This window comes from Kiloniellales bacterium, from assembly GCA_030064845.1.
GTDB lineage: Bacteria > Pseudomonadota > Alphaproteobacteria > Kiloniellales > JAKSDN01 > JASJEC01.
This window is the reverse complement of the sequence record JASJEC010000085.1, coordinates 1-23,558: the sequence shown is the minus strand read 5'-3', so window position 1 is coordinate 23,558 and position 23,558 is coordinate 1. Positions and strand designations below refer to the sequence as shown.

Genomic DNA, 23,558 nt, shown 5'->3' with positions numbered 1-23,558 from the left:
GGTGAACGACGACGGCAAGGCGATCATCATCATAAGCCACCAGATGGACTCGATCTTCAGCCTAAGCCGCCGCCTGCTGGTGCTTAACTACGGCGACCTGATCGCCGACGGCCCGCCCGACCAGGTGAAGAATGATCCGGCGGTGATCGAGGCCTATCTCGGCACCGATGAGGACGAGGCCGGACAGCAGGAGGCGCCGTAAGCCGTGACCGCCCCCAATTCCGATCCCCGCAAGCCCGGTCGCTCCACGCTCCAGCAACCGGCCGAGGTCGAGCCCGAGACCGTCCTGGAGCTGCGCGACCTCTACGTCGGCTATTACAAGGACCTCAACATCCTCCAGGGGCTCAACATCAAGGCCCGGCGAAATCAGATCACCGCCGTTCTGGGGGCGAACGGCGTGGGCAAGTCCACGGCGCTCAGGGCCGCTTTCGGTTTCCTGAGGCCCAATGCGGGCGAAGTCCTGCTGGATGGCGAGAGCATCCTGAACGTCCCGACTTATAACCGGATCCTCAAAGGCCTCGCCTACATTCCCCAGCAGCCGGGCGTGTTCAAGGACATGTCGGTCGAGGAGAACCTCGAACTCGGCGGCTGGACGTTCAAGCGCGACAAGAAGCAGGTGCGGGACAAGATCGAGGCGAACTACGAACGCTTTCCAGTGCTGCGCGACAAACGCAGGCAGATCACCGGAGAGCTCTCCGGCGGTCAGCAGCGCATGGTCGAGATCGGCCGGACCCTGATGGCCGAGCCCAAGGTCCTGCTGGTCGACGAGCCGACCGCCGGCCTCTCCAAGATGCTGGCGGAAGAGGTCTACGAGATGCTGACCCACCTGACCCGGCGCGACGACATCACCATCCTCCTGGTCGACCAGGAGATTCGCCACGCGCTCAAGATCGCCGACTACGTCTACGTGCTGGAGCTCGGCCGCAACAAGTTCGAGGGCCAGGCCTCGGAGTTCGAGGATCTCGAGAAGGCCTTCTGGGTCGCTTGAGTCGGCGACCCGCGCGGATCCTTCACGACAGTCGCCGCGGCACCTCGGGAGACCAGTGGCGCTCGGCAATCGTCTCGCCGTCCCAGGTGACGGTCACGCCGCCGGACAGGAGAAAGGCATCCGCCGTTGCCCGAAGCTCCGCCCAGCTCGCGACCTCCGCGACGCCGTCGGGCCGGGCACAGTGCAGCCTGTGCTCGAACCGGCTGACGGCGGAGAGGGGATCATCCGGATCGATCGCATGGCGCGCGCGGGTCTCGAAACCGAAGGTCGTGCCGGTGGCCCGGAACCGCTGGCTGCTAAACGGTTGGTTCCAGGCGAAGACGAGCGTGCCGTCGTCCCTGAGATCCGCGCTGCGCCGGAGCGGCGGCGCCGTGACCTGCTCGTGGCCGGGCGGCGGCGGCGGAGAGAGCGGTTCCGGAAAGGCGCGCGACAAGGGCTCGGGCGGACTTCGAAGGATCGGCAGATGCAGCGCGGCCGATTCCGTAAAGATCGCCAGGGTCGCGCCCCGTGCCGAGGGCCAAGCCAGGGGCCAGTAGGACGAGGAGAGCGACAGCCTGATTCGATGGCCGCGTTTAAAGCGGTAGGCTTTCGTGTGGAAGAGGACCCGGCACCGGCGGGACCGGCCAGGCTCCAGGGGGGCGCCCTCGCGAAGGCCATCCAGGAGGGCGAGGTTCCTGAAGGCCAGACTGACGCGGGAGCTGCTGCCGTCCGGGGCCACGTCGCTCAGCCGCAAGGCGAGCTGCGCCATCGGCTGGTCCGAAGCGATCTCCAGTGCGACCTCGGCAGCGCCGAGGAGGACGAGTTCCTCGTTCAGCGGATCCGTCTCGAAGACCAGCGACCTGACGTCGTCGGGATGCTGATCGGTCGGCAGACCGCCGAAACGGCCGAAGTAGCCCGTATCGCCGGCCGCGGCCCCGACCCTCAGGTCTTGCGGGACGACCGCCGGCGCGTCCGCCGTCTTTGGCACGGCGGTGAGCGCACCGCCCGACGGGTAGAGCGTCATTCGGGAGGTGACCTTGTCCGCCGGCCCGTCGACCTCGATCCACCCGCCATTGCGGTTGTGAATTACGTTGGCTGGGGGATCGAACTCCCTGAGCCAGAGCCGCAGCCGCGGCCAGTCGGCCGCCGGGTCGCCGCGACCCTTGAGCCAGAGATCCCACCACCTGAGCGCTTCCTGCTGAAAGCCGATCGCCGGACCCGGATGCCCGACGTCCGGATAGTGGTGGCCCCAGGGCCCGACGATTCCCCAGACCTTGTCGGGGCACTGCTCGACCAGGGACATGACCGAATTGGAATAGCGGTCTGACCAGCCGCCGATGGCGAGCACCGGGCAGCCGATGCGATCGGCGTGGCCCGTGATCGAGCCGCGCCGCCAATAGGGGCTCCGCTCTTCCTCCCGGACCCAGGGCTCCAGCGGAAAGGTCAACTTCTCCAGGCGGTCTTCCCAGACGCGGCGCCAGGCGTCGCCGAAGGCCGTCCGGGAAGGCGGCAGGGCCAGGATCGCCGGCAAGGTCGCGCCCCACTCCACGGTGTCGGTGAGGATCAGGCCGCCCTTGTGGTGGATATCGTCTTCGTAGCGGTCGTGGGTCGCGCAGACCGCGATAACGGCTTTCAAGGCGTCGGGCGCCTCCAGGCTCGCCTGCAGGCTGGCCGTGCCGCCCCAGGAGGTGCCGAACATGCCGACCGACCCGTCGCACCAGGGCTGCGCCGCGATCCATTGGATCACGTGGCGCGCGTCGGACAGCTCGTCGGGGGCGTACATGTCGGGCATGTGCCCCTCGCTGTCGCCCGATCCGCGCATATCGACCCTCAGGCAGGCGTAGCCCTGGGCGGCGAAGTAGGGATGATTGCGCTCGTCGCGGGCGCGCACCATGTCGCCCTTGCGGTAGGGGATGTACTCGAAGATCGCCGGGACCGGCCGCTCCCGCGTGCCGTCGGGCAGCCAGAGCCGGGCGGCCAGGCGGACGCCGTCCGGCATCTCGATCCAGCAATGCTCGATCTCCTCGACCGAAACCGCGGGCTCGGGTCGGTCGTTCATCACCAAGGCCTCGGAAGCTTCGGAAGGGTGAGGGCCGGCCAAGTGAAGCGGGCCGCCCAGTTTCGGGCGGCCCGGATCACGATCACGCCTCGAACCACCAGCGCCGCGCCAGGCGGCTGTCGTCCATGCGGCGGCTGACGCCGATGCCGCCGTGGCCCAGCTTGTCGGACTTGCCGATCAGGATGTTGACGAAGGCGAGCACCGTCACGCCGCCTTCCTCGTAGAGCAGCCGTTGCGCCTCGTAGTACATGGCCTGCCGCTTGGCTTCGTCCGCTTCGCCGCGCGCCTCGACCAGTAGCTTGTCGAAGGTCGCGTTCTTGAAGTAGGTCGAATTCCAGGACGAAGAGGAGGTGTAGGTCGAGCTCAGCATCCAATCGACCGTCGGCCTGCCGTTCCAGTAGACCGCGCACCAGGGCGCCTTGAGCCAGACATTGGACCAGTAGCCGTCGGCCGGCTCGCGCTTGACCGTGACGTTGATGCCGGCCGGGCGCATGCTCTCCTTCATCAGGACGCCGACGTCGACCGCCCCGTTGAAAGCGCCGTCGCTGGTCGAGAAGGTCAGGTCGATCGTGTCGAGCCCGGCCTGCTTCAGGTGGAACTTCGCCTTGTCAGGGTCGTACTCCCGCTGGGGCAGATCCTTGTTGTAGAACTGCTGGCCGCGGCTGATCGGAACGTCGTTGCCGATCGTGCCGAAGCCGCCGAGCACCTTGTCGACGATCTCCTGGCGCTTGATCCCGTGTTTGACGGCCAGCCGGATGTTGTTGTCCGTGAAGGGGTCGGTGTCGGTCCGCATGTCGGTCGTGTAGTGCTGGGTGCCTGGGACCTCGAGCAGGGTGACACCCTTGGCGCGGGCCAGGCGTTTTGCGGTCTTGGTATCCGGCTGGCCGATCACGTCGAGAGTTCCGGTCAGGAGGGCGCTCACTCTGGCGTTCGCGTCGGCGACGTTGAGGATCTCCACCTCGTCGAAGTGGCCCTGATCGTCCCGGTAGAAGTTGGCGAACTTGGTGCCCTGAAAGCGGACGCCGGGGTCGAAGCTCTGCTTCACGTAGGGGCCGGTGCCGACGCCTGCGTCCCAATCCTCGGTGCCCTCCTGGCCGATGATCAGGCCGAAGGATGAGAGGTGGGCGGGAAGGTCGAAGTTGACCTCGCGCTGCTTCATCACGACCGCATTGGGTCCGTCGGCGCGCAGCTCTTCGAGGTTCTCGACGATCTGCTTGCCCTCGGCGTACTTGTTGTTCTTCGACAGGTGCTGCTTGAGCGACCAGACCACGTCCTCGGCGGTCAGCGACTTGCCGTCGTGGAACTCGACACCCTCGCGCAGCTTGAACACCCAGGTCCCGTCGGCGGCGCCTTCCCAGCTCTCGGCCAGGCTCGGCCGCGGTGTCCCCTCGCTGTCGATCTCGGTCAGGGTGTCGTAGCAGGAGAGAACGGCCTGGGTGGTGTGGTCTACGCCGGTTGCCTGCATTGGGTCGAAGGTGTCCGCGACGCTGCCGCCATCGGCGCCCGCGCGAAGGGTCCCGCCCTTACGTGGCGACGCCGCGCGCGCCTCCGGCCAGGGTGCGCCTGCCAGGGTCGCCGAGAGGCCGAGCATGGCGCCGCTCTTCAGCAGGTCGCGCCGTGACATGCCCGCAAACCGGGCGCGATCCATCGTGGCCGTCAGGGCCTTGGACAGTTCCTTCATGATGCCTCCCCTGCCGGAGCGTGTCCCCCCGGCTTTCGTGATTGCCTTACCCAAAAAGAATGTACGCACGAATTTTCTGTTCTGGAAGAATTTTCGATAAGAATTACGATAGGGCCGCGAGGCGGGATCGTCCCGCTCTTTCCTGGATCGTCGGAGGGACCCGCATGGCCACGGCGCCACAATCGAGATCGGAGCGGAGGAGGGCGGAACCTCTATCGACCAGCGTTCCCACGCCTTCCTTCGGCGGCGAGGTTCGCCAGCTGCGCAAGGCGCGGCGCATGACCTTGAAGAGGTTGAGCGAGGTGAGCGGCGTGTCGCTCAGCCACTTGAGCGCGATCGAGCGGAACGCCTCGAAGCCGTCGCTCGACGTGATCGAGGCGATCGCGGACGCGCTGTCCATCACGCCGGATTGGTTCTTCGCCCGGCGCAGCGGCGCCGGCCCGATGGAGCGCGCCCATGTCGTGCGCGCCCACGAGCGGCGAAACCTCAATGCGCTCTACGGTCAGAGCGAAAGCGAGCTCGGCTACCGGGACAGCCTCCTTTCGAGCTCGATCGGGGGCGGCTTCTACATGGGGATCGCGCACTACGAGCCCGGCGCAGAGCGCATCGACGAGACCCTGATGTCTTTCGAAGGCGAGCAGCACGGCGTGCTGATCGAGGGCGAGCTGGAGCTTCGTCTCGGAGAGGAGACGATCACCCTGCGCGCCGGCGACAGCTACAGCCACCATGCGAGGATCCCGCACCATGGCCGCAACCGATCCGACAAGCCGGCCGTTCTGGTCTGGGCCGTCTCGCCCGTGGTGATACCGATGGATGTCGTGCGGGATCTGGATTAGGACGCCATCGATCGCGGCGTCCGGCCCGTCGCGCGGCGGATCGCCTGGAGCAAGTACTCCTTGTCGATCGGCTTGGCGATGTGGTCGTCCATGCCGGCCTCGAGGTACCTTTTTCGATCCGCCTCCATCGCGTGCGCGGTGACGGCGATGACCGGAACCCGTGCCGAGGGTCCCTTCAGCGCGCGGATCCGGCGCACTGCCTCGATACCGCACATCTCTGGCATGTCGTCGTCCATCAGCACGACGTCGAAGCGCTCCGAGGCCAGGGCCTCCACGGCCGACGCGCCGTCCGCCACCATGGCCACCTCGTGCCCGTCCAGCTCCAGCAGCACGCGCACCAGCATCTGGTTGATCGAGTTGTCTTCGGCGACCAGGACCCTCAGCTTCTGGGCGTCGGGTCGGGCCGGCGAAGTCGGCGCGCCGGCGGACTCGCTCTCGGGTGCGCGCGCCGCCGGACAGACGATGGTGAACCAGAAAGTGCTGCCGCGGTCCGGCGAGCTGACCACGCCGATCTCGCCGCCCATCAGCTCGGTGAGCTGCCTGCAGATCGCCAGCCCGAGACCGGTCCCGCCGTGGATCCGCGTCGTCGCCACGTCGGCCTGGGCGAAGTGGTCGAAGATCTCCTGCTGGGCGCTGGTCGGGATGCCGATGCCGGAGTCGGCCACTTCGAAGCGGATCCGGTAGCGCTTTTCCGCCAGCGGTTCGGCAACCGCCCTGACCACGATCTCGCCCTCGAAGGTGAACTTGATGGCGTTGCCCACCAGGTTGAACAGGATCTGGGTCAGCCGGTAGGGGTCGCCCGACAGCCACGCGGGCATCCCATCGTCGAGCTCGGCGCGCAGCGTCACGCCTTTGCCCTTGGCCTTGGGCGCCATGATCTCGATGACATGGCCGACTGTGTCCGGGAGATGGAAGGGCAGAGACTCCAGCGTGAGGCGGCCGGCTTCCATCTTGGACAGGTCCAGCAGGTCATCGATGATGGTCAGCAGGATCTTGGAGGACTCCCGGGCGGTGTCGGCGAACTGCCGCTGGTTGTTGTCCAGCCCGCTGCCCAGCAGCAGCTCGATCATACCCAGCACACCGTTGATCGGGGTCCGGATCTCGTGGCTCACGGTGGCGAGGAAGCGGTCCTTGGCGAGGTCGGCCTCCTCGGCCTTCAGCTTGGCTTGGCGCAGAATCTCCTCCTGCGCCTTGCGCTCGGTCACCTCCTGCATCACGCCCAGGGCCGTCGTCACCCGGCCGTTACGGTCGCGCAGGTAGCCGCCGACCTCGCAAACGTGCCGCTCGACCCCGCAGCACTCGGCGAGACGGAAGTCGATCTGGTAGGTGCTGCCTTCGGTCCTGGACTGCAGGATCGTCCGCCGGTAGTCCTCGCGATCGTCCGCGTGCAGCAGCTCGAGGTAGCGGTCGAGCGAGCCGGCGTGGGCCGCGAACTTCTCCCGGTCCAGACACAGCAGGGCCATCATCTCGTCCGAGACCATCTTGCAGCGGTCGGCCTCGACGTCCCAGGTCCAGTAGCCGAGCTGGGCGATGCGCGCGCCTTCGTCCAGGATCTTCTGACGCTCCAGCAGGCGCTGCTTGATCTCGTCCTGCTCCTGCAGCAGGCCGGCCAGGGCCAGGAGGGGAAACAGCTCGCCCAGGAGAAAGACCTGCAGGCCCAGGATGTTGCTGGAAGCCGAGGCGCTCGTGGCGAAGGGGCCGGCGCCGAGGACCGTGAAGCCGACCGCGACCGTGGCGACGATGCCGGCGACCGCGGCCGTGCCCAGGAGCTTGAAGCGCAGCGCCACCAGTAGCAGCGCCGGCATGACCAGGAAGACGTAGCGAACGTCTTCTTGAGAGAAGATCAAGACGGATCCGATGGCGGACAGCGTGGCAACCGACAGCCCGACGAGAAGCGCCACCGGATCGCGCAGGGTCCGCGGTTTCACGGCCAAGAGGGACAGGGCCAGCGGCGTGATGAGCAGCACGCCGACCGCGTCGGCGACGAACCAGATTGGCCAGATCGAGGTATAGGCGGCGCCGTAGGCGGCCCAGACCAGGGCCGCCCCGGCGGTCGCCCCGAGGCCGCAGGCCAGGATCGCGGCGTGGAGACAGAACAGCAGAAGTGGCCGCAGACCCTGGAGGCGGAACGGCAGGCTGCCATAGTGCGCGATCAGCTTCGCGGCGACCAGGACCTCCAGCATGTTGACCAGGCCGAAACCGGCGGCGACGGCGATCTGGTCACCGTGCAGCAGGTTGGCCCCGAGATTGGCCAGGAAGCAGCCGACCAGGTAGCGCGGCCACTCAAACGGCGGGCGGACGAGCAGAAGCGCGAGCAGGATGGCGTTGGGCGGCCAGATCGCGGCGACGTTGCCCGCCTCGCGCGCCAGGGCGATGCCGACGAGGGCGCCGAGAAAGTAGAGTCCCGAAACCAGGGGGGTTCGCCAGCAGATCATGGGATTTGGGGCAGCCTGCGCAAGGAATGGCCCATTTTTTCGGCCAATCCGGCGATGCTGCCAGGAAAACCTTACCAAAAATCGATTAGTCTATTAATATTATTAGTGTCTCGGGGTCCGAGGCCCTTTTTGAAGGGGCAGGCCCGGGGCGACCCGTTCTAGCGCGCCTCTTTGCCCTGTCTGGCGGCAATCCAGGCGCGCGCCAGTTCGTAGCCGAAGGCCAGCACGATCGGGCCGACGAAGACGCCGATCAGGCCGTGCGCCAGGGTGCCGCCGATCACGCCAATGAAGATGACCAGCATGGGCACCGGCAGGCCTCGCCCCATGATGATCGGTTTCATCACGTTATCGAACAGCGTGACCGGGATCATGTAGGCGGTCAGGATCACGGCGCTCGCGGTATCCATGGTCATCCAGCCGAAGATGATCACCGGCACGATGACCACGGCCGGCCCGACTTGGATGATGGCCAGGATGAGCACGAAGAAGGTCCAGACCCCGGTAAAGGGGATGCCGGCGGCGAGGGCGCCGATCCCGAACAGGATCGCCTGGACCAGCGAGATCCCCACGACGCCGCGGGCCACGCTGCGCACCGTGCCGCCGGCCAGGTCGAGGAAGCCCTCGCCCAGCTGCGGCGCGGCGCGCTCGGCCATGGTCTGAAGGGCGGCATGGATGACCGCCGCGCGGCCGTGGATGAATGCGGCGATGATGATCGCTGCGGTGAACTGCAGGACGCCCAGTCCGATATTGCCGACCAGGCCGAGCAGCCGGCGCGCCATCTGGTTGAGCTGCGGCTCGATCGTTTTCAGCGTTTCGCCGAGTTCGACCGAGGCGGTCTCCCAGAACCCGGCAATCCGGTTTCCGATCAGCGGCAGATCGTAGACGAAGGGCGGCGGCGGCGGGACCGTGATCTCGCCCTCCAGGATGCCGGTTGCGATCTGCGACAGGTTCTTGACCAGCGAGGAGCCCAGGACGCCCAGGGGCACCAGGATCACGAGCAGGGTGACGGTGGTCAGCAGCAAGGCGGCGAGACTGCCCCGGCCGCCGAGGGTCCGGGTCAGCCAGAGATAGACCGGGTGCATGGCGACGGAGAGGATCGCCGACCAGATCAGGATCGGAATGAAGGGCCGCAGCAGGCTGAACGACCAGTAGATCACGATCGCCGCCAGGGCCAGGCGGATGGCGATGTCGGGCCAGCCGAGCCCGGCTCCGCCGGCGCAGCTCTTGCTGTCAGCCTCGCTGGCGCTCATTGGGCGGCTCCCCCCGGGCGTGGGTTCAGGCGGTCTCGTCCAGGCGGCGGGTCAGCGCCCGGATGTGGGCCGGGCCGATCCCGCAGCATCCGCCGAGGATCTGGGCGCCGGCGTCGCGCCAGCCCAGGCAGGCCTTGGCGAAGGCCGCCGGTGGGATGATGTCGACGAAGCGCCACTCGGGCATCTCGAAATAGCCCGAGTCCGGGTAGACTCCCATGGGGCCGTCCCAGTGCCGCCTTATGGCGGCCAGGGCCTGCTCGGTGATTTCCATTGGCGAGTGCATGATCAGGTAGGCCTCGGCGCCGAGCGGGCGCAGGGTCTCGAGCATGCGGTCCATCGGGACGCCCGTGCCATAACCGACCAGGCCCTCGCCGTCCGGGTCCGCTTCCACGCTCAGCCCGATCCAGACCGGCAGCCCGGTGGCCACGGCGGCCTCGGTGGCCCAGAGCGCCCGCTCGTCGTCGCGCAGCATCTCCATGGCCAGGAGCTCGGCCCCGCTCTTCACCAGGGCCTCGGCCTTGCGTGCGAAGAGCGCCCGCTCCTCCGCCTCGGGCCAGCGCGGCGGTTCCGGGTTCCGGTTCGTGCCCTGGGGCACCGGTCCCATGGTCGAGAAGGACCCGGCGATCACCACCGGTTTCTCGCCCTGGGCGGCGTCCCGCGCGTGGTGGGCGATCTCGAGCGCCTCCTGGTCGAGCGCCTCCATCTCGTCCAGCTTGTCGTGGAACTTCAGCATCAGCGGGCTGGTGGCGAAGGTGTTGGCGATGATCACCTGGGCCCCGGCCTTGATGTAGTCCTCGTGGACCGCCTGGAGGATGTCGCCGTGGCTTTTCGTCGCCAGGGCGCACCAGACCTCTTCGCTCATCGGCACGCCGCGGCGCTGCAGCTCCGTGCCGGTTGCGCCGTCGATGACCACGGTGTCGCCCGCGGCCAGACGGCTTCGAATCTCGTCATACATGACCGTCGCTATAGCAGAGGTCGCGGGGCAAAAGCCACCGCCGCCGCAGGGGGCGCGGCATGGAATTCCGCCGCCTCACGAGCGCTCGGGCGGCGGCGGCATCTGGAAGGGGTGCTTGGGCCGCTCGCCGGGCAGCGAGACCACGTTCTTCGAGCCGCAGCGGCTGCAGCGCAGGTGCCGCGCCGCAGAGATCACGCGCAGGTCCGAGCCCAGGCGCTCGATCAGGTGGCGCGGCGCCAGGCAGCTCTCATGGTGGCAGTCCTTGCAGCGGCAGTAGACCGTGCGGCCCGACCGCCGCAGTTCGCCCAGGGTGATTTTTCGATCGCCGGCGCCGAACATGGAAGAGAACATAACATGAACATTATGAGGACTCCAGGGAGCGGGCCGGTCGGTGCATCATTGAACCTTGCATGGAAGTGGAGCTTGGCTGGGGGACCTGGATTCGAACCAGGGCTGCTCGGGTCAGAGCCGAGAGTTCTACCGCTAAACTATCCCCCAGCAGGGCCGGCCAGGTGGGCCGGCGGCCGAGTAGGCGTCTATTTAGTCCCTGACGGGGGGGCAGTTCAACCGCTTGTTTCCGCGGGTAGGCGCCCGAAGGGCGCCTGGGGCCATGGCGTTTCCGGCTAACGGGTGCTTAGATTGACTGCGAGGGGCCCCGAGTCGGGGCGCCCCAGGTATGCGAGTGGAGCTGCGGAAAGGGTTTTCCTGGTGACCTTGAGCGATGCGACCCCGCCGGCCGAGCGCGCGCCGGCCGCGGAGACCGGAGCCGGCGAGGCGGCGGTCTACGGGGCGCTCGACATGGGCACCAGCAGCTGCCGCCTCCTGGTTGCCGAGCCGCGCCGCCACGCCCAGGGTTGCGACTCCCACGGCCGGAACTCAGGGGCCCCGGGTCTGCCGTTTCGGGTGATCGACGCCTACTCCCGCGTGGTTGGCCTCGGCGAGGGCCTCAAGACCAGCCGCGAGCTCTCGCCGGCGGCGATGGACCGGGCGATCGCGGCGCTCAAGGTCTGCGCCGGCAAGCTGCGCCGCCGCCGGGTGCGCCACCTCCGCGCCGTCGCCACCGAGGCCTGCCGCCGGGCCGACAACGGCGGCCAGTTCTGCGACCGGGTCGAGCGCGAGACCGGGATCGGGATCGAGGTGATCTCCCGGGCCGAGGAGGCCCAGCTCGCCCTGACCGGCTGCCAGCCGCTGCTGGATCCGGCCCGGCGCCACGCGCTGGTCGTCGATATCGGCGGCGGCAGCACCCAGATCAGCTGGCTCGAGCAGGTGCCTGGGGGGCAAGAGGGACAGCGCGCCGTCCTGCGGGCCTGGCACTCGATCCCCTTCGGCGTGGTCGGCGTCAGCGAGGGCTTCGCCGACGGCGCGATCGCGGGGCAGGCCTTCGAGAGCCTCGTCGCCGAGCTGGCGGCGGCCCTCGCGCCTTTCGAGCGGGCTCACGGGCTCGGCGCCAAGGCGGCCGCCGGCGAGGTCCAGATGCTCGGCATGTCGGGAACGGCCACGATCCTGGCCGGTGTCCACCAGGGCCTGCGCCGCTACCGGCGCGATCTGGTCGACGGGCGCAGGCTGCCGCGCGAGACCGTCCTGTCGCTCACCCGGCGGATCGCCGGCATGAGCTATCGGGAACGGGCCGGGGACCCCTCCATCGGCCGTGCCCGGGCCCGTTACGTCGGCGGCGGCTGCGCAATTCTGGAGGCGATCTGCGGCACCTGGCCGGTCGACGAACTTACCGTGGCCGACCGCGGCCTGCGCGAGGGGATCCTGCACGGCCTGATGGCGGCGAACGGCGCCCGCGGCGCGGCATCGCCGCCGGGGCAGAGCCGGGCGCCTTGACCGGCCGCGGCCGGCGCCCGCCCGGGTCCAAAAGGGGCGGGAAGAGGGGCTCCAAGGGGGGCGGCACGCCGGGCGACGGGGGCCCACGCCGGCTCGGCGTTCGGGTGCGCAAGGCCGCCGGGCGCACCAGCGCCTCGACCCGCTGGCTGCAGCGCCAGCTCAACGACCCCTACGTCGCCGAGGCCCAGCGCCTCGGCTACCGCTCCCGCGCCGCCTTCAAGCTGATCCAGCTCGACGACAAGGTGGGCCTGCTGCAGCCCGGCGCCCGGGTGGTCGATCTCGGCGCCGCGCCGGGCGGCTGGAGCCAGGTCGCCGTGGAGCGCTGCGGCGACAAGGGCCGCGTCGTCGGCCTCGACCTCGCGGAGGTCGAGCCCCTGGCCGAGGCCACATTCCTGCAGGGCGATTTCCTCGACCGGGACGCGCCCGAGCGCCTGCGCCAAGCGCTGGGCGGCCCGGCCGACGTCGTGCTGTCGGACATGGCGGCGCCGGCCACGGGGCACGCCGCGACCGATCACCTCCGGGTCATGGGCCTGGCCGAGGCGGCGCTCGACTTCGCCGAGGAAGTCCTGGCGCCCGGCGGCGCCTTTGTCGCCAAGGTGCTCCAGGGCGGCAGCGAGCGGGAGATGCTGGACCGCCTGCGCCGCGGCTTCGCCAAGGTGCGCCACGTCAAGCCGCCGGCCAGCCGCAAGGACTCGGCCGAGCTCTACGTCGTGGCGACGGGCTTCCGCGGCGCGGCCGCCCTGGACGGGGCGGAGGATTAGCGGATCGGAACCACCCCTCGGCGGTTCCCAGGAGTTCCCAGAAGCCGAGGGCCTCGAAGCCGTACCAGAGCGTGCCGCCGTGAACCGCAACGGTCAGGCTGTCGCCGATCAGGATCACCATCGCGCCGATGGTGCTGGTGCTTATGGGGCGGGCCTCGGGCACGCACCACCTCCCCCTCGGCCCAGAATCGGTCAGAGCGGGTAGCTGCCCTCGTGGCGAAACCCTGCCGGGCCGGCGATCCGCTGTTTTAGCTGCCTACGAGCTTCACGGGTGAACGATCCTGAGTGGAGGTTAGCACCATACCAATCTCAAGGTAGCGGCGAACCCTGCTCAATCTTATTAAAGTTGTAGTTTTGTGATTTCCTAACCAACAAGATTTCGCAATCCTGTCGCAGCTTGACCTGTTCCCACCGAGAAAGGCCCCGGGGCCTATCACCATCGCTGGTGACAGGCGCGCTCTGACGCTGGCGTTTCCCGGTTTGACGTGACCCCTGTCACTCTGGCTTCGGCTTGATATCCGCCCGTTGCGAGTCGTGCCAAGGCGCGCGGTAAGGAACGCCTTCAGAGAGACCGCTTTCAGTAGGGGTAAGGCTTCATAAAGCGGCAACGAGTCCCCGCTATTCATACCTGGGGAGAGCGCCATGGTAAGCCCAAGAAACACAGTCGCGACACCCTCCGGCATGACCGCATTCCTCAGTCGCCGGGGGGTTGAGGTCACGGGTCTCACCCTTGTCCTCATTGGGCTCGCCTGCATGGCGGCGCTCGCCAGCTACAATCCACTGGATCCGAGTTCCGTCGATGGTTGGCGCGCAACGGTGCTCAGCCTGATGGGCTGGCCCGGTGCCGTGACCGCGGATCACCTCTACCGCAGCATGGGTGCAGCCTCCTGGCTGCTTGGCCCGCTGTTCGTGGTCTGGGGCTGTCAACTCGGCACCCGCAGGCAGCTCAACCGGCCGGGACAGCTGCTGATCGTCGCCCCACTCGTGTTGGGTCTGTCCTCCCTTGCCCTTGCCGTCTTGCGGCCGTTCTCGGACTGGCCGCATACGAACTTGCTGAATGGCGGCGTCATCGGCGACGTGCTGTACGAAGCGCTGATCCCCAAGGCCACCGCAGTGATCGGCCTTGATGTCCGATGGATCGGCCTCTTGGTCGCCGTGCTCGCGGTTGCGGGGCTCCACGTCGCGCTGGGCGGCAGCGCAAATTTCGGACAGTGGGTGGACCGGGTAACCGGGGCATTCCGTCGGCTGGCCGGTCCCGGCGGTCCTGGGACGGGTCCCATGGCGCAGGGCCAGGCGTCACAGCCCATCACGTTCGAAGCGACCGCGCCGCGCGGTGGTAAGGCGGCGGAGAAACGCAACAAGGCAAAACGCCACACGCGCGCTGATTTCGGACCGGCCAAGGACTATCGCCTGCCCGCGCTCAAGCTTCTTGCAACCCATAAAACCGGCGGCAAGAAAGCGGGGTCGCAAAAGCAAAAGAAGGAGCTGGCGGGCAGCGCGGAGCTGGTGGAATCCGCGCTCGCGGATTTCGGCGTCAAGGGCAAGGTCGCCGAAATACGGCCGGGGCCGGTCGTCACGCTCTACGAGTTCCAGCCCGCGCCCGGCGTCAAAGCGTCCCAGGTGGTCGGGCTCGCCGATGATATTGCCCGCTCGTTGGGCGCCGATTCGGCACGCGTCGCCGCCATCCCGGGGCGCAAGGCCCTGGGGATCGAGATCCCGAACAAGGTCCGCGAGATGGTGGCATTGCGCCAGTTGTTGGCATCGGACGACTACGCGCAGGCCCCGCCCGGCCTGACTCTGGCCCTGGGCAAGGACATCGGCGGCGCCCCGGTGGTGGCCGACCTGGCCGCCATGCCCCACCTCCTGGTCGCCGGCACCACCGGGTCGGGCAAGTCGGTCGGGATCAGCACCATGATCCTGTCGCTGCTCTACCGGCTGACTCCGAACCAATGCCGTTTCATCATGATCGACCCGAAGATGCTGGAGCTGACGGCCTTTGACGGCATTCCCCATCTCTTGGCGCCCGTCGTGACCGATCCGGACGAGGCCGTGGCCGCACTCGACTGGACCGTGCGCGAGATGGAGTTCCGCTACCAGGCCATGTCGGCCCTCGGCGTTCGCAACATAGCGGGCTACAACGCCCGCGTAGAGAAAACCGGCAAACAGGAGTCCCGCGGCGGGCCGGACGAAACGGACCCGGAGACGGGCGAGCCTGCCGCTGGTCCCTCAAATCCGCTGCCACACATCGTCGTCGTGGTCGACGAGATCGCGGACTTGATGCTGACCGCCGGCAAGGAAGTGGAAACCGCCGTCCAGAGGATCGCCCAAATGGCGCGGGCGGCTGGGATCCATCTCATAATGGCGACCCAACGCCCCTCGTCCGACGTGATCACCGGCACCATCAAGGCCAACTTTCCCACCCGCATCAGCTTCCAGGTGACATCCAAGATCGACAGCCGCACGGTTCTGGGCGAGGGCGGCGCCGAGCAACTTCTGGGGCAGGGTGACATGTTGTACATGGCGGGTGGTGGGCGCTTCATCCGGGTCCACGGGGCCTTCATCTCCGACGAGGAGGTCGAGGCCGTGGTCCGGTTCCTCAAGGACCAGGGCGAGCCCGTCTATATCGATGCCGTGACCGAGGGCGAGGGCCTAGAGCCGATCCGACAAACCCGGTGAATCTGCTCTAACTAGTTGATATCGCTCGGATTCACATGTTTTGCCGGAACCGCGAAAGGGTTTCCGTCAAAACATGATCCGCTCTAGCAGAGGCCGCGTCGCCAAAGGCGACACGGGAGCCCGAGGGCGCCACTTAGAAGTCGCGTTCTGGCTGGCAAGCGAAGCACTATAACGTCACTCGCGATGTCCGGGGTGCGGTCGACAAGGGACACCACGCGTTTGCGGCTATGCGCCCGGCGAGGCCGCCGTCACTTGATGCCGGCGCGCATGAAGCTCTGAACGAACTGGCGCTGGAACAGCAGGAAGGCGACGAGGAGGGGGCCGGAGGTCATGAGCGTGGCGGCCGTGATGACCGACCAGTCGACGCCCTGATCGGTCGAGGAGAAGATGCTGAGGCCGACGGTGAGCGGCCGCGTCTCGACCGAGTTGGTCACGATCAGCGGCCACAGGAAGTTGTTCCAGTGGTGGCTGACCGAGACCAGGCCATAGGCGACGTAGACCGGCGTGGCCAGCGGCACGTAGACCTTCCAGAGCACCTGGAGGAAGTTGGCGCCCTCGACCCGCGCGGCCTCGTCGAGCTCCCTCGGGATCGTCTTGAAGGTCTGGCGCAGCAGGAAGATGCCGAAGCCCGAGGCCATGTAGGGCAGGCCGATCGCCGTGATCGTGTCGAGCACGCCGAGGAACCGCATGGTGCGGTAGTTCTCGACGATCAGGATGTCGGGCATGACCATGAGCTGGACCAGCACCAGCATGAAGACCACGTCCCGTCCGCGGAACTCGAAGCGGGCGAAGGCATAGGCGGCCAGCGTGCAGAGCACGAACTGCGCGATCAGGATCATGGTCACCAGGATGACCGTGTTCAGGAAGTAGCGGGCGAAGGGCGCCGCCTCCCAGGCCTTGGCGAAGTTCTCCAGGGTAAGCGGCGCGAAGAGGTCGAAGCGAACCGCGTAGGCCGAAGGATGAAACGCGGTCCAGAAGGCGTAGATCAGCGGCAGGAGCCAGAGGATCCCCAGGGTCCAGGCCCCCACGGTGTTCAGGGCACGATCGAAGGCGCTGCTGGGGAAGGGCGCGTTCACTGGTAGTGCACCTTGCGGTCGAGATAGAGGAATTGCCCGATCGAGACCGTCGCCAGGATGACCAGGAGCACCACCGTCAAGGTCGCGCCATAGGCCGTGTCCCAGAACTTGAAAGCGTTCTCGTAGATGTAGAACAGCAGCAGCGAGCTGGCGTTGTCCGGCCCGCCCTCGGTCATGAGGAAGATATGGTCGACCAGCCGGAAGGAGTTGATCACCGCGTTGACCAGCACGAAGAGCGTGGTCGGCATCAGCAGGGGGAAGGTGATCCGGCGGAAGAAGTACCAGCGGCCGGCGCCCTCCAGGGCCGCCGCCTCGGCCAGCGAGGGCGGAATGGTCTGCAGCGCCGCCAGGTAGAAAATCATGAAGAAGCCGGCCTCCTTCCAGATCGCGACCACGATGATGGCGTTCAAGGCCGTGTCGGGGTCGCCCAGCCAGTTGTGGCTCGGGATTCCGAACAGGCCGGTGATCTGGTCGATCAGCCCGAAGCCCGGCGTATAGAAGAACATCCAGATGTTGGCGACCGCGATCAGCGGCAGCACGGTCGGCGTGAAGTAGGACATGCGCAGGAAGCCGCGACCGGCGAGCCTGCCGTTGACCCAGATCGCCATGATGATGGCCAGGGCGATGGAGATCGGGATCGTGCCGAGCGCGTACCAGAAATTGTTCCACAGCACCTGCCAGAAGATGTCGTCCTCGAGCAGCGTGGCGTAGTTGTCGAGACCTACGAAAACCGCGGAACGTCTGCCGCGCGGCGTCGAGAAGAAGCTGCTCCAGAAGGTCACGACCGCCGGGTAGTGGGTGAAGGCGGCGAGCATCACTAAGGCCGGCAGCAACAGCAGCCAGGCGTAGATGGTGGTTCTTTGTCTAGACACGGGAGATGGTGCAGCCGGGCCGACGAACCGCCCGCGGCGACTCGTCGGCCCGGATCGGCATCAGCGGTAGGCCTTCAGGATCCGGTCCGCCTTCTTCTGGGCGGCCTTCATCGCGTCCTCCGGCGTCGTCTTGCCGATGATCGCGGCCTCCAGGCCGTCGTTGAAGATGGTCGTGACCCGCTGGTTCTGATAGGTCGAGAGCTCCGCCGTGGCGAACTCCAGCTGGTCGCGCGCCACCAGGGCCGGCGGGAAGTCCCTGGTGTACTCCTGCATGGCCGGCGTCTCCCAGGCGTCCGGGCGGGGCGCGACATAGCCGGTCGCAATCGTCCACTTGGCGGCCTGCTCGGGCGAGGTGATCCACTTGATGAAATCGAGCGAGGCTTTCTTCTGCTCGTCGGTCGAGTCCTTGAAGATGTAGAAGTTGCCGCCGCCGGTCGGCGCGCCGCGGCGCTTGTTGGCCGGCAGCATGGCAACGCCGAAGCCGAAGGGCGCGTTGTTGCGCACGTTGGTCAGGTTGCCGGTCGTGGTCCACATCATCGCGGTCTCACGCTCGAAGAAGGCCTTGGGCGTGGTGCCCCACTCGACGATCCCCGGCGCCATGATCTTGTGCTTGGTGCTGAGGTCGACCAGGAACTGCAGCGCCTCGATCACCTTCGGATCGTCGAAGTAGGTCTCGTTGCCGTCGGAATTCATGATGAAGACGTCGTTCTGGGTGGTCAGGCCCTGGAACAGCCAGTAGGGGAAGCCCGAGGTCGGAATGCGCAAGCCCCATTGCGTCACGTTTCCGGCGCTGTCCTTCTTGGTCAGCTTCTTGCCGAAGGAGACCATTTCCTCCCAGGTCGCTGGCGGCGTTTCGGGGTCGAGCCCCGCCTCCTTGAAGGCTTCCTTGTTCCAATAGAGCACCGGCGTGGAGCGCTGGAACGGGATGCCGTAGGTCTTGCCGCCGGTGCGGCTATTCTCCATGAAGGCGGGATAGAAGCTGTTCAGCCATTCCTTCTCTTCGCTCGTCGTGATCAGATCCTCGAAGGGGACGATCGCCTCCTCCTCGATCAGCGTGAACATGTCGACCGACAGGATCACCGAGAGCTGCGGGGCGTTGCCGCCGCGCACCGCGGTCAGGACCTTGGTGACCGTGTCCTGGTAGCTGCCGGCATAGACCGCGTCGATCTTCACGCCGGGAGTCTGGCTGACGTATTCCGCCGTCAGGCTGTCGATGGTGTTGGCCGCCTTGCCGCCGACCGCCACGGGAAAGAAGAACTGCAGGTCGACCTCGGCCGAGGCGGTCCTTGCGGCCCCGAAGACGAGACAAACCGCGAATGCCAGGTACAGGATCTTAGAGATTGCACGCATAGTTTTTCCTCCCTCCATTCCAGGCGCTGCTGCGCCAATTGCCGTGATCATTTATTCGTTGCCTGTTCCATCTCCATGACTCGGCCGGGCGCGCTCGCTCTGAGGTCGTCGCGCCGCTGACCGGAGGAAACCTGAAACAGGTGGGCGCTCTCCGGTTGCCAAACGAGACCGACCCGCGTGCCCGGCTCGATCCGCAGGCGGCCGTGGGCGCGCACGGCGACGCGCTGCTCGCCGACATCGCAATCGACCACGGAGTCGGCGCCGAGGTACTCGAGATCGCGCACGGTGGCCGGAATCCCGTCGCCGCCGCCGCTGATCTGAAGATCCTCGGGACGCACGCCGAGGCTCAGATCGTCGCCGGGGTGATCCGGGACCAGGGGATGATCGAGGCCCGGGATCGCGGCACCGCCGGGCCCCGGGCCGAGCCGGATGATGTTCATCGGCGGCGTGCCGATGAACTGGGCGACAAAGGCCGTGGCGGGTCGCTGATAGATCTCCTCCGGCGGCGCGTTCTGCTCGATCCGGCCGTCGCGCAGCAGGATCACCTGGTCGGCCATGCTCATGGCCTCGGCCTGATCGTGGGTGACGTAAACCATGGTGATGCCCAGCTTGCGCTGCAGGGAGCGGATCTCGAGCCGCATCTCGTGGCGCAGCTTGGCGTCCAGGTTGGACAAGGGCTCGTCCATCAGGCAGACCGGCTTCTCGGCGATGATCGCCCGGCCCAGGGCGACCCGCTGCTGCTGGCCGCCGGACAACTGGCTCGGCCGCCGGGCCAGCAGCGCCGACAGCCCGAGGAGCTCCGCCGTGCGCTCCAGGCGACCCTGCCGTTCGGCCTTGAGAACCTTGCGGACCTTGAGGCCGAAGAGAATGTTCTCCGCCACCGATAGGTGGGGAAAGAGCGCATAGGACTGGAAGACCATGGAGAGGTCGCGCTTTGCCGGCGGCAACTGGGTCACGTCGCGCCCGCCGATCACGATGCGGCCCGCGCTCACGTTCTCCAGCCCTGCGATCAGGCGCAGGGTGGTCGACTTGCCGCAGCCCGACGGCCCGAGCAGCACCGTGAAGCGGCCTTCCGGCGCCACGAACGAGATATCGTCGACAGCCTTGGTGTCGCCCCAGAGCTTGCTGACGCCTTCTGCGGAAATCGTAGACACAAGCCTCCCCCGGGACCGCTTTCGGTCCATGGTCCGCCGGCCCTTCGAGACGCCGCCGTTGAGGCCGATGCTACTATGAAAATACCGCGTTTGCAGCCGCCCAGGGTCAATTGCCGCCGGCGATGTCATCAAATCCGGATCTGCGCCAAGAGCGGCCGGCGAGTCGGCAATTGGCTTGGCATGGCGGGGTGGCTGTGTATGATGCGCCGCCAATCAGAAAAACCCCGCCGGAGGCCCAAAAGCCCGGCGCAGAGCTAGAGGTTGGCATGGAAATCCGCGAGGCGCTGACATTCGACGACGTCTTGCTACAGCCGGCCAAATCCGCCGTCCTCCCCAGCCAGACCGATCTCTCGACCCGCCTGACCCGCGACATCCGCCTCGGCCTGCCCCTGCTCTCGGCGGCCATGGACACGGTGACCGAGAGCGACCTGGCGATCGCCATGGCCCAGGCCGGCGGCATGGGGGTCGTGCACAAGAACCTCTCGGCCGCCGAGCAGGCCGAGGAGGTGCGCAAGGTCAAGAAGTTCGAGAGCGGCATGGTGGTCAACCCCGTGACGATCTATCCCGACGAGCCCCTGGGCAACGCGCTTGCGCTGATGGAGAGCTGGAAGATCTCGGGCATTCCAGTGGTCGAGCGCAGCGGCGGCCCCCTGGTCGGCATCCTGACCAACCGGGACGTCCGCTTCGCCGACAACGACCGCCAGCCGGTCAGCGAGCTGATGACCAGCGACCACCTGGTCACGGTCAAGGAGGGGGTCGACCGGGAAGAGGCCAAGCGCCTGCTGCACCAGCACCGCATCGAGAAGCTGCTGGTGGTCGACGACGACTACCGCTGCATCGGGCTGATCACGGTCAAGGACATTGAGAAGGCCCAGGCCCATCCGGGCGCCTGCAAGGACGAGCAGGGCCGCCTCCGGGTCGCCGCCGCGACCGGCGTCGGGCGCGACGGCCGGATCCGCGCCGAGGCGTTGCTGGACGCCGAGGTCGACGTCATCGTGGTCGATACGGCCCACGGCCACTCGGCCGGCGTGCTCGAGGCGGTCGCCACGGTCAAGCGCCTCTCCAACAAGGCCCGGGTGATCGCCGGCAACGTGGCGACGGCCGAGGGCGCGAAGGCCCTGGTCGACCGCGGCGCCGACGCGGTCAAGGTCGGCATCGGCCCCGGCTCGATCTGCACCACGCGCGTCGTGGCCGGGGTCGGCGTGCCCCAGCTGACCGCGCTGATGGACATCGTCGAGGTCTGCCGCGGGCAGGACATCCCGGTCATCGCCGACGGCGGCATCAAGTATTCCGGCGATCTCGCCAAGGCGATCGCCGCCGGCGCCGACTGCGCCATGGTCGGCTCGCTCCTGGCCGGCACCGACGAGAGCCCGGGCGAGGTCTTCATCTACCAGGGCCGCTCCTACAAGTCCTACCGCGGCATGGGCTCGCTCGGCGCCATGGCGCGCGGCTCGGCGGACCGCTACTTCCAGCAGGAAGTCAGCGACGACCTCAAGCTCGTGCCCGAGGGGGTCGAGGGGCGGGTGCCCTACAAGGGCCCAGTAGGCAACATCATCCACCAGCTGGCCGGCGGCCTGAGGGCGGCCATGGGCTACACCGGCAACGCGACGATCGCCGACATGCAGGTCGGCTGCCGTTTCCTCAAGGTCAGCGCCGCCGGCCTCAGGGAAAGCCACGTGCACGATGTCGCGATCACCCGCGAGGCGCCGAACTACCGCCGCGACGTTTGAGCCGCCGCCGCTGGGACGGCCGGACGGCCCATGAAGCCCGCCGCCCGGATTCAGGCCGCGATCGAGCTGCTCACCGAGATCGGGGCGCGTGACCAGCCGGCGGACCTCCTGGCCCGCGACTACTTCCGCACCCGGCGCTACATCGGCTCCAAGGACCGCCGGGCGGTCTCCGACCTGGTCTACCGCGTGCTGCGGCACCGGGCCCGCCTGGACTGGTGGCTCCAGAGGGCCGGCGGCGCGGTCTCGCCGCGCGGCCGCGTCCTGGCCGAGCTCGCCCTGGTCGGCGGCGAGACGCCGGAAGCGCTGGCCGGGTCCTTCGACGGCGCGCGCTATAACCCCGGCAAGCTGACCGAGGCCGAGGCCGGGATGCTGGCGGCGCTGTCGGGCGGCGCGCTGGATCATGACGACCAGCCCGCCTGCGCCCGCGCGGAGGTCGCGCCCTGGCTGTACAAGCGCCTCGCCGACGCCTTCGGGGCCGAGGTCGACGCCGAGCTGGCCGCGCTGGGCCGCGAGGCCGGCCTCGACCTCCGGGTCAACAGCCTGAAGGCGGACCGCGAGGGGGCCGCCCGGGCGCTCGCCGCCGAGGGGATCGAGACCGAGCCGACGCCGCTCTCGCCGCTCGGCCTGCGGGTGCGCGGGCGTCACGTCCTGCCGAGCCTGACGGCCTTCCGCGACGGCCTGGTCGAGGTGCAGGACGAGGGCGCGCAGCTGGCCGCCCTCTTGTGCGACGCGCGGCCGGGCATGGCGGTCGCCGACTTCTGCGCCGGGGCGGGCGGCAAGACCCTCGCGCTGGCGGCGCAGATGGGCGACCAGGGGCGCCTGGTCGCGCTCGACACCGACCGGGCGCGCCTGAAGCGCGCCGAGCCCCGCCTGGCGCGTGCCGGGGTCGGCGTGGCGGAGCTGCGCGGCCTGAAGGAGAGCGGCGACGCCTGGCTGGCCGCCGAGGCCGGGGCTTTCGACCGCGTGCTGGTCGACGCGCCCTGCTCGGGCAGCGGCACCTGGCGACGCCAGCCCGACGCCCGCTGGCGGCTGTCGGTCGCCGACCTGAACCGGGTCTTCGCCGTGCAGCGCCGCATCCTGGCGGCCGCCGCGACCCTGGTTCGCCCAGGCGGCCGGCTGATCTACGTCACCTGCGGCCTGCTGCCCGAGGAGAACCAGGACCAGGTCGCGCACTTCCTGCGCAAGGCGCCGGACTTCGCCCCGCTGCCGATCGCGGCGGTCTGGGCCGAGACCCTCGGGTCCGAGACCCTCGGAGCCGGGACCCCGGGCGGCGCCTGCCCGGCGTCGGGCGACACCCTGCTGCTGACCCCCGCGCGCCACGGGACCGACGGCTTCTTCGTCGCCGTGATGCGCCGCGGGGACGTGCCGTGAGCGCCGTGACGCTGCGCCCGGCGCGGCCCGGCGACGCCGCCGGCATCGCCCGGGTCCACGTCGAGACCTGGCGCGCGACCTACGCCGGCCTCGTGCCATCGGCTTACCTGGTCGGCATGAGCGAGGCCGGGCAGACCCTGTTCTGGCAGAAGCTGATCGCCCGGCGCGCCGGGGACAGCCTGCTGGTCGCCGAGGCCGGGGCCGGCGGCCCGCTGGTCGGTTTCGGCAACTGCGGTCCGTCGCGCGACCGGGCGATGGGCGCCGCCGGCGAGGTCTACACGCTCTACGTCGCGCTCGACTGGCAGGGCCGGGGGATCGGCCGCCGGCTCCTCAAGGGGCTGTTCGAGGCCTTCGTCCGCGCCGGCATCGGGGACGCCTTTCTCTGGGTTCTGGCCGACAACCCCTCGCGCTTCTTCTATGAAGCGGTCGGCGGCCAGCGCTCGGCCGAGCGGCGCGAGCCCTTCGCCGGCAGCCTGCTCGACGAGGCGGCCTACGTCTGGCCCGATCTCGCGCGCTGGCTGGCGGAGAACTAGCCCGTATTTCTCACCCTATCCA

The 23,558-nt window shown here is 68.1% G+C and carries 19 protein-coding genes and 1 tRNA gene; 9 read left to right on the top strand and 11 right to left on the bottom strand.

What is annotated here, in order from left to right; translation table 11 throughout:
- The coding region (locus QNJ67_20780) for an ABC transporter ATP-binding protein (protein MDJ0611422.1) at positions 1 to 202 on the top strand (202 nt) is incomplete at its 5' end.
- A 3-nt stretch (positions 203 to 205) separates the two neighbouring features.
- Positions 206 to 988, top strand: a complete 783-nt coding sequence (locus QNJ67_20775; GenBank protein MDJ0611421.1) for an ABC transporter ATP-binding protein — start codon at positions 206 to 208, stop codon at positions 986 to 988.
- Between the two features lie 22 nt (positions 989 to 1,010).
- Here the strand turns inward: QNJ67_20775 and QNJ67_20770 are convergent, their stop codons facing one another.
- Together QNJ67_20770 and QNJ67_20765 are read right to left on the bottom strand one after the other, a co-directional pair.
- Positions 1,011 to 3,026, bottom strand: a complete 2,016-nt coding sequence (locus tag QNJ67_20770) for a CocE/NonD family hydrolase (GenBank protein MDJ0611420.1) — start codon at positions 3,024 to 3,026, stop codon at positions 1,011 to 1,013.
- An 82-nt stretch (positions 3,027 to 3,108) separates the two neighbouring features.
- Positions 3,109 to 4,707, bottom strand: coding sequence for an ABC transporter substrate-binding protein (locus QNJ67_20765; protein ID MDJ0611419.1), 1,599 nt, complete (start codon positions 4,705 to 4,707; stop codon positions 3,109 to 3,111).
- A gap of 164 nt (positions 4,708 to 4,871) precedes the next feature.
- Here QNJ67_20765 and QNJ67_20760 point away from each other — a divergent pair, with 164 nt between their 5' ends.
- Positions 4,872 to 5,543: an XRE family transcriptional regulator gene (locus QNJ67_20760; protein ID MDJ0611418.1), complete on the top strand. Its 672-nt coding sequence runs from the start codon at positions 4,872 to 4,874 to the stop codon at positions 5,541 to 5,543.
- Here QNJ67_20760 and QNJ67_20755 read toward each other — a convergent pair.
- The 5 genes from QNJ67_20755 to QNJ67_20735 all read right to left on the bottom strand — a co-directional run bounded on the left by QNJ67_20755 (position 5,540) and on the right by QNJ67_20735 (position 10,681).
- Entirely contained in the window at positions 5,540 to 7,978 is a 2,439-nt protein-coding gene (locus QNJ67_20755; protein ID MDJ0611417.1) for an ATP-binding protein, read from the bottom strand. The genes QNJ67_20760 and QNJ67_20755 overlap by 4 nt on opposite strands.
- Positions 7,979 to 8,136: 158 nt before the next feature.
- Positions 8,137 to 9,228: an AI-2E family transporter gene (locus QNJ67_20750; protein ID MDJ0611416.1), complete on the bottom strand. Its 1,092-nt coding sequence runs from the start codon at positions 9,226 to 9,228 to the stop codon at positions 8,137 to 8,139.
- 25 nt (positions 9,229 to 9,253) lie between these two features.
- A complete protein-coding gene (locus QNJ67_20745) occupies positions 9,254 to 10,183 on the bottom strand; it encodes a homocysteine S-methyltransferase family protein (protein MDJ0611415.1) in 930 nt (309 codons plus the stop codon).
- Positions 10,184 to 10,258: 75 nt separating this feature from the next.
- Positions 10,259 to 10,534 (bottom strand): hypothetical protein, encoded by a 276-nt coding sequence (locus QNJ67_20740; protein MDJ0611414.1) that lies wholly within the window; start codon positions 10,532 to 10,534, stop codon positions 10,259 to 10,261.
- 73 nt (positions 10,535 to 10,607) lie between these two features.
- A tRNA-Gln gene (locus QNJ67_20735) sits at positions 10,608 to 10,681 on the bottom strand.
- Between the two features lie 210 nt (positions 10,682 to 10,891).
- Between QNJ67_20735 and QNJ67_20730 the strand changes: the two genes are divergently transcribed.
- The 3 genes from QNJ67_20730 (at position 10,892) to QNJ67_20720 (ending at position 15,450) form a co-directional block, all read left to right on the top strand.
- The gene (locus tag QNJ67_20730; GenBank protein MDJ0611413.1) at positions 10,892 to 12,013 is read left to right on the top strand and encodes a Ppx/GppA family phosphatase; all 1,122 of its coding nucleotides are present in this window, start codon (positions 10,892 to 10,894) and stop codon (positions 12,011 to 12,013) included.
- Positions 12,014 to 12,117: 104 nt separating this feature from the next.
- On the top strand, positions 12,118 to 12,774 hold the full coding sequence (locus QNJ67_20725; GenBank protein ID MDJ0611412.1) for an RlmE family RNA methyltransferase: 657 nt from the start codon (positions 12,118 to 12,120) through the stop codon (positions 12,772 to 12,774).
- A gap of 681 nt (positions 12,775 to 13,455) precedes the next feature.
- Positions 13,456 to 15,450 carry a DNA translocase FtsK 4TM domain-containing protein gene (locus QNJ67_20720; GenBank protein MDJ0611411.1) on the top strand — a complete coding sequence of 665 codons (1,995 nt, stop codon included), beginning with the start codon at positions 13,456 to 13,458 and terminating at the stop codon, positions 15,448 to 15,450.
- Positions 15,451 to 15,698: 248 nt separating this feature from the next.
- On the opposite strand, the gene QNJ67_20715 is transcribed toward QNJ67_20720, so the two are convergent.
- The 4 genes from QNJ67_20715 to QNJ67_20700 are packed head-to-tail and all read right to left on the bottom strand — an operon-like array spanning position 15,699 to position 19,902.
- Positions 15,699 to 16,526, bottom strand: coding sequence for a carbohydrate ABC transporter permease (locus QNJ67_20715; protein ID MDJ0611410.1), 828 nt, complete (start codon positions 16,524 to 16,526; stop codon positions 15,699 to 15,701).
- Positions 16,523 to 17,398, bottom strand: a complete 876-nt coding sequence (locus QNJ67_20710) for a sugar ABC transporter permease (GenBank protein MDJ0611409.1) — start codon at positions 17,396 to 17,398, stop codon at positions 16,523 to 16,525. The genes QNJ67_20715 and QNJ67_20710 overlap by 4 nt, the downstream gene beginning before the upstream one ends.
- A gap of 60 nt (positions 17,399 to 17,458) precedes the next feature.
- Positions 17,459 to 18,748: an ABC transporter substrate-binding protein gene (locus QNJ67_20705; protein MDJ0611408.1), complete on the bottom strand. Its 1,290-nt coding sequence runs from the start codon at positions 18,746 to 18,748 to the stop codon at positions 17,459 to 17,461.
- 47 nt (positions 18,749 to 18,795) lie between these two features.
- Entirely contained in the window at positions 18,796 to 19,902 is a 1,107-nt protein-coding gene (locus tag QNJ67_20700; protein MDJ0611407.1) for an ABC transporter ATP-binding protein, read from the bottom strand.
- Positions 19,903 to 20,168: 266 nt separating this feature from the next.
- On the opposite strand from QNJ67_20700, the gene guaB reads away from it, so the two are divergent.
- From guaB to QNJ67_20685, 3 genes are read left to right on the top strand one after another with little or no spacing between them, the layout of a single operon-like run.
- Positions 20,169 to 21,632, top strand: a complete 1,464-nt coding sequence (guaB, locus tag QNJ67_20695; protein MDJ0611406.1) for an IMP dehydrogenase — start codon at positions 20,169 to 20,171, stop codon at positions 21,630 to 21,632.
- Positions 21,633 to 21,662: 30 nt separating this feature from the next.
- Positions 21,663 to 23,003: an RsmB/NOP family class I SAM-dependent RNA methyltransferase gene (locus tag QNJ67_20690; GenBank protein ID MDJ0611405.1), complete on the top strand. Its 1,341-nt coding sequence runs from the start codon at positions 21,663 to 21,665 to the stop codon at positions 23,001 to 23,003.
- Positions 23,000 to 23,536: a GNAT family N-acetyltransferase gene (locus QNJ67_20685; protein MDJ0611404.1), complete on the top strand. Its 537-nt coding sequence runs from the start codon at positions 23,000 to 23,002 to the stop codon at positions 23,534 to 23,536. The genes QNJ67_20690 and QNJ67_20685 overlap by 4 nt, the downstream gene beginning before the upstream one ends.
- Positions 23,537 to 23,558: the final 22 nt, after the last annotated feature.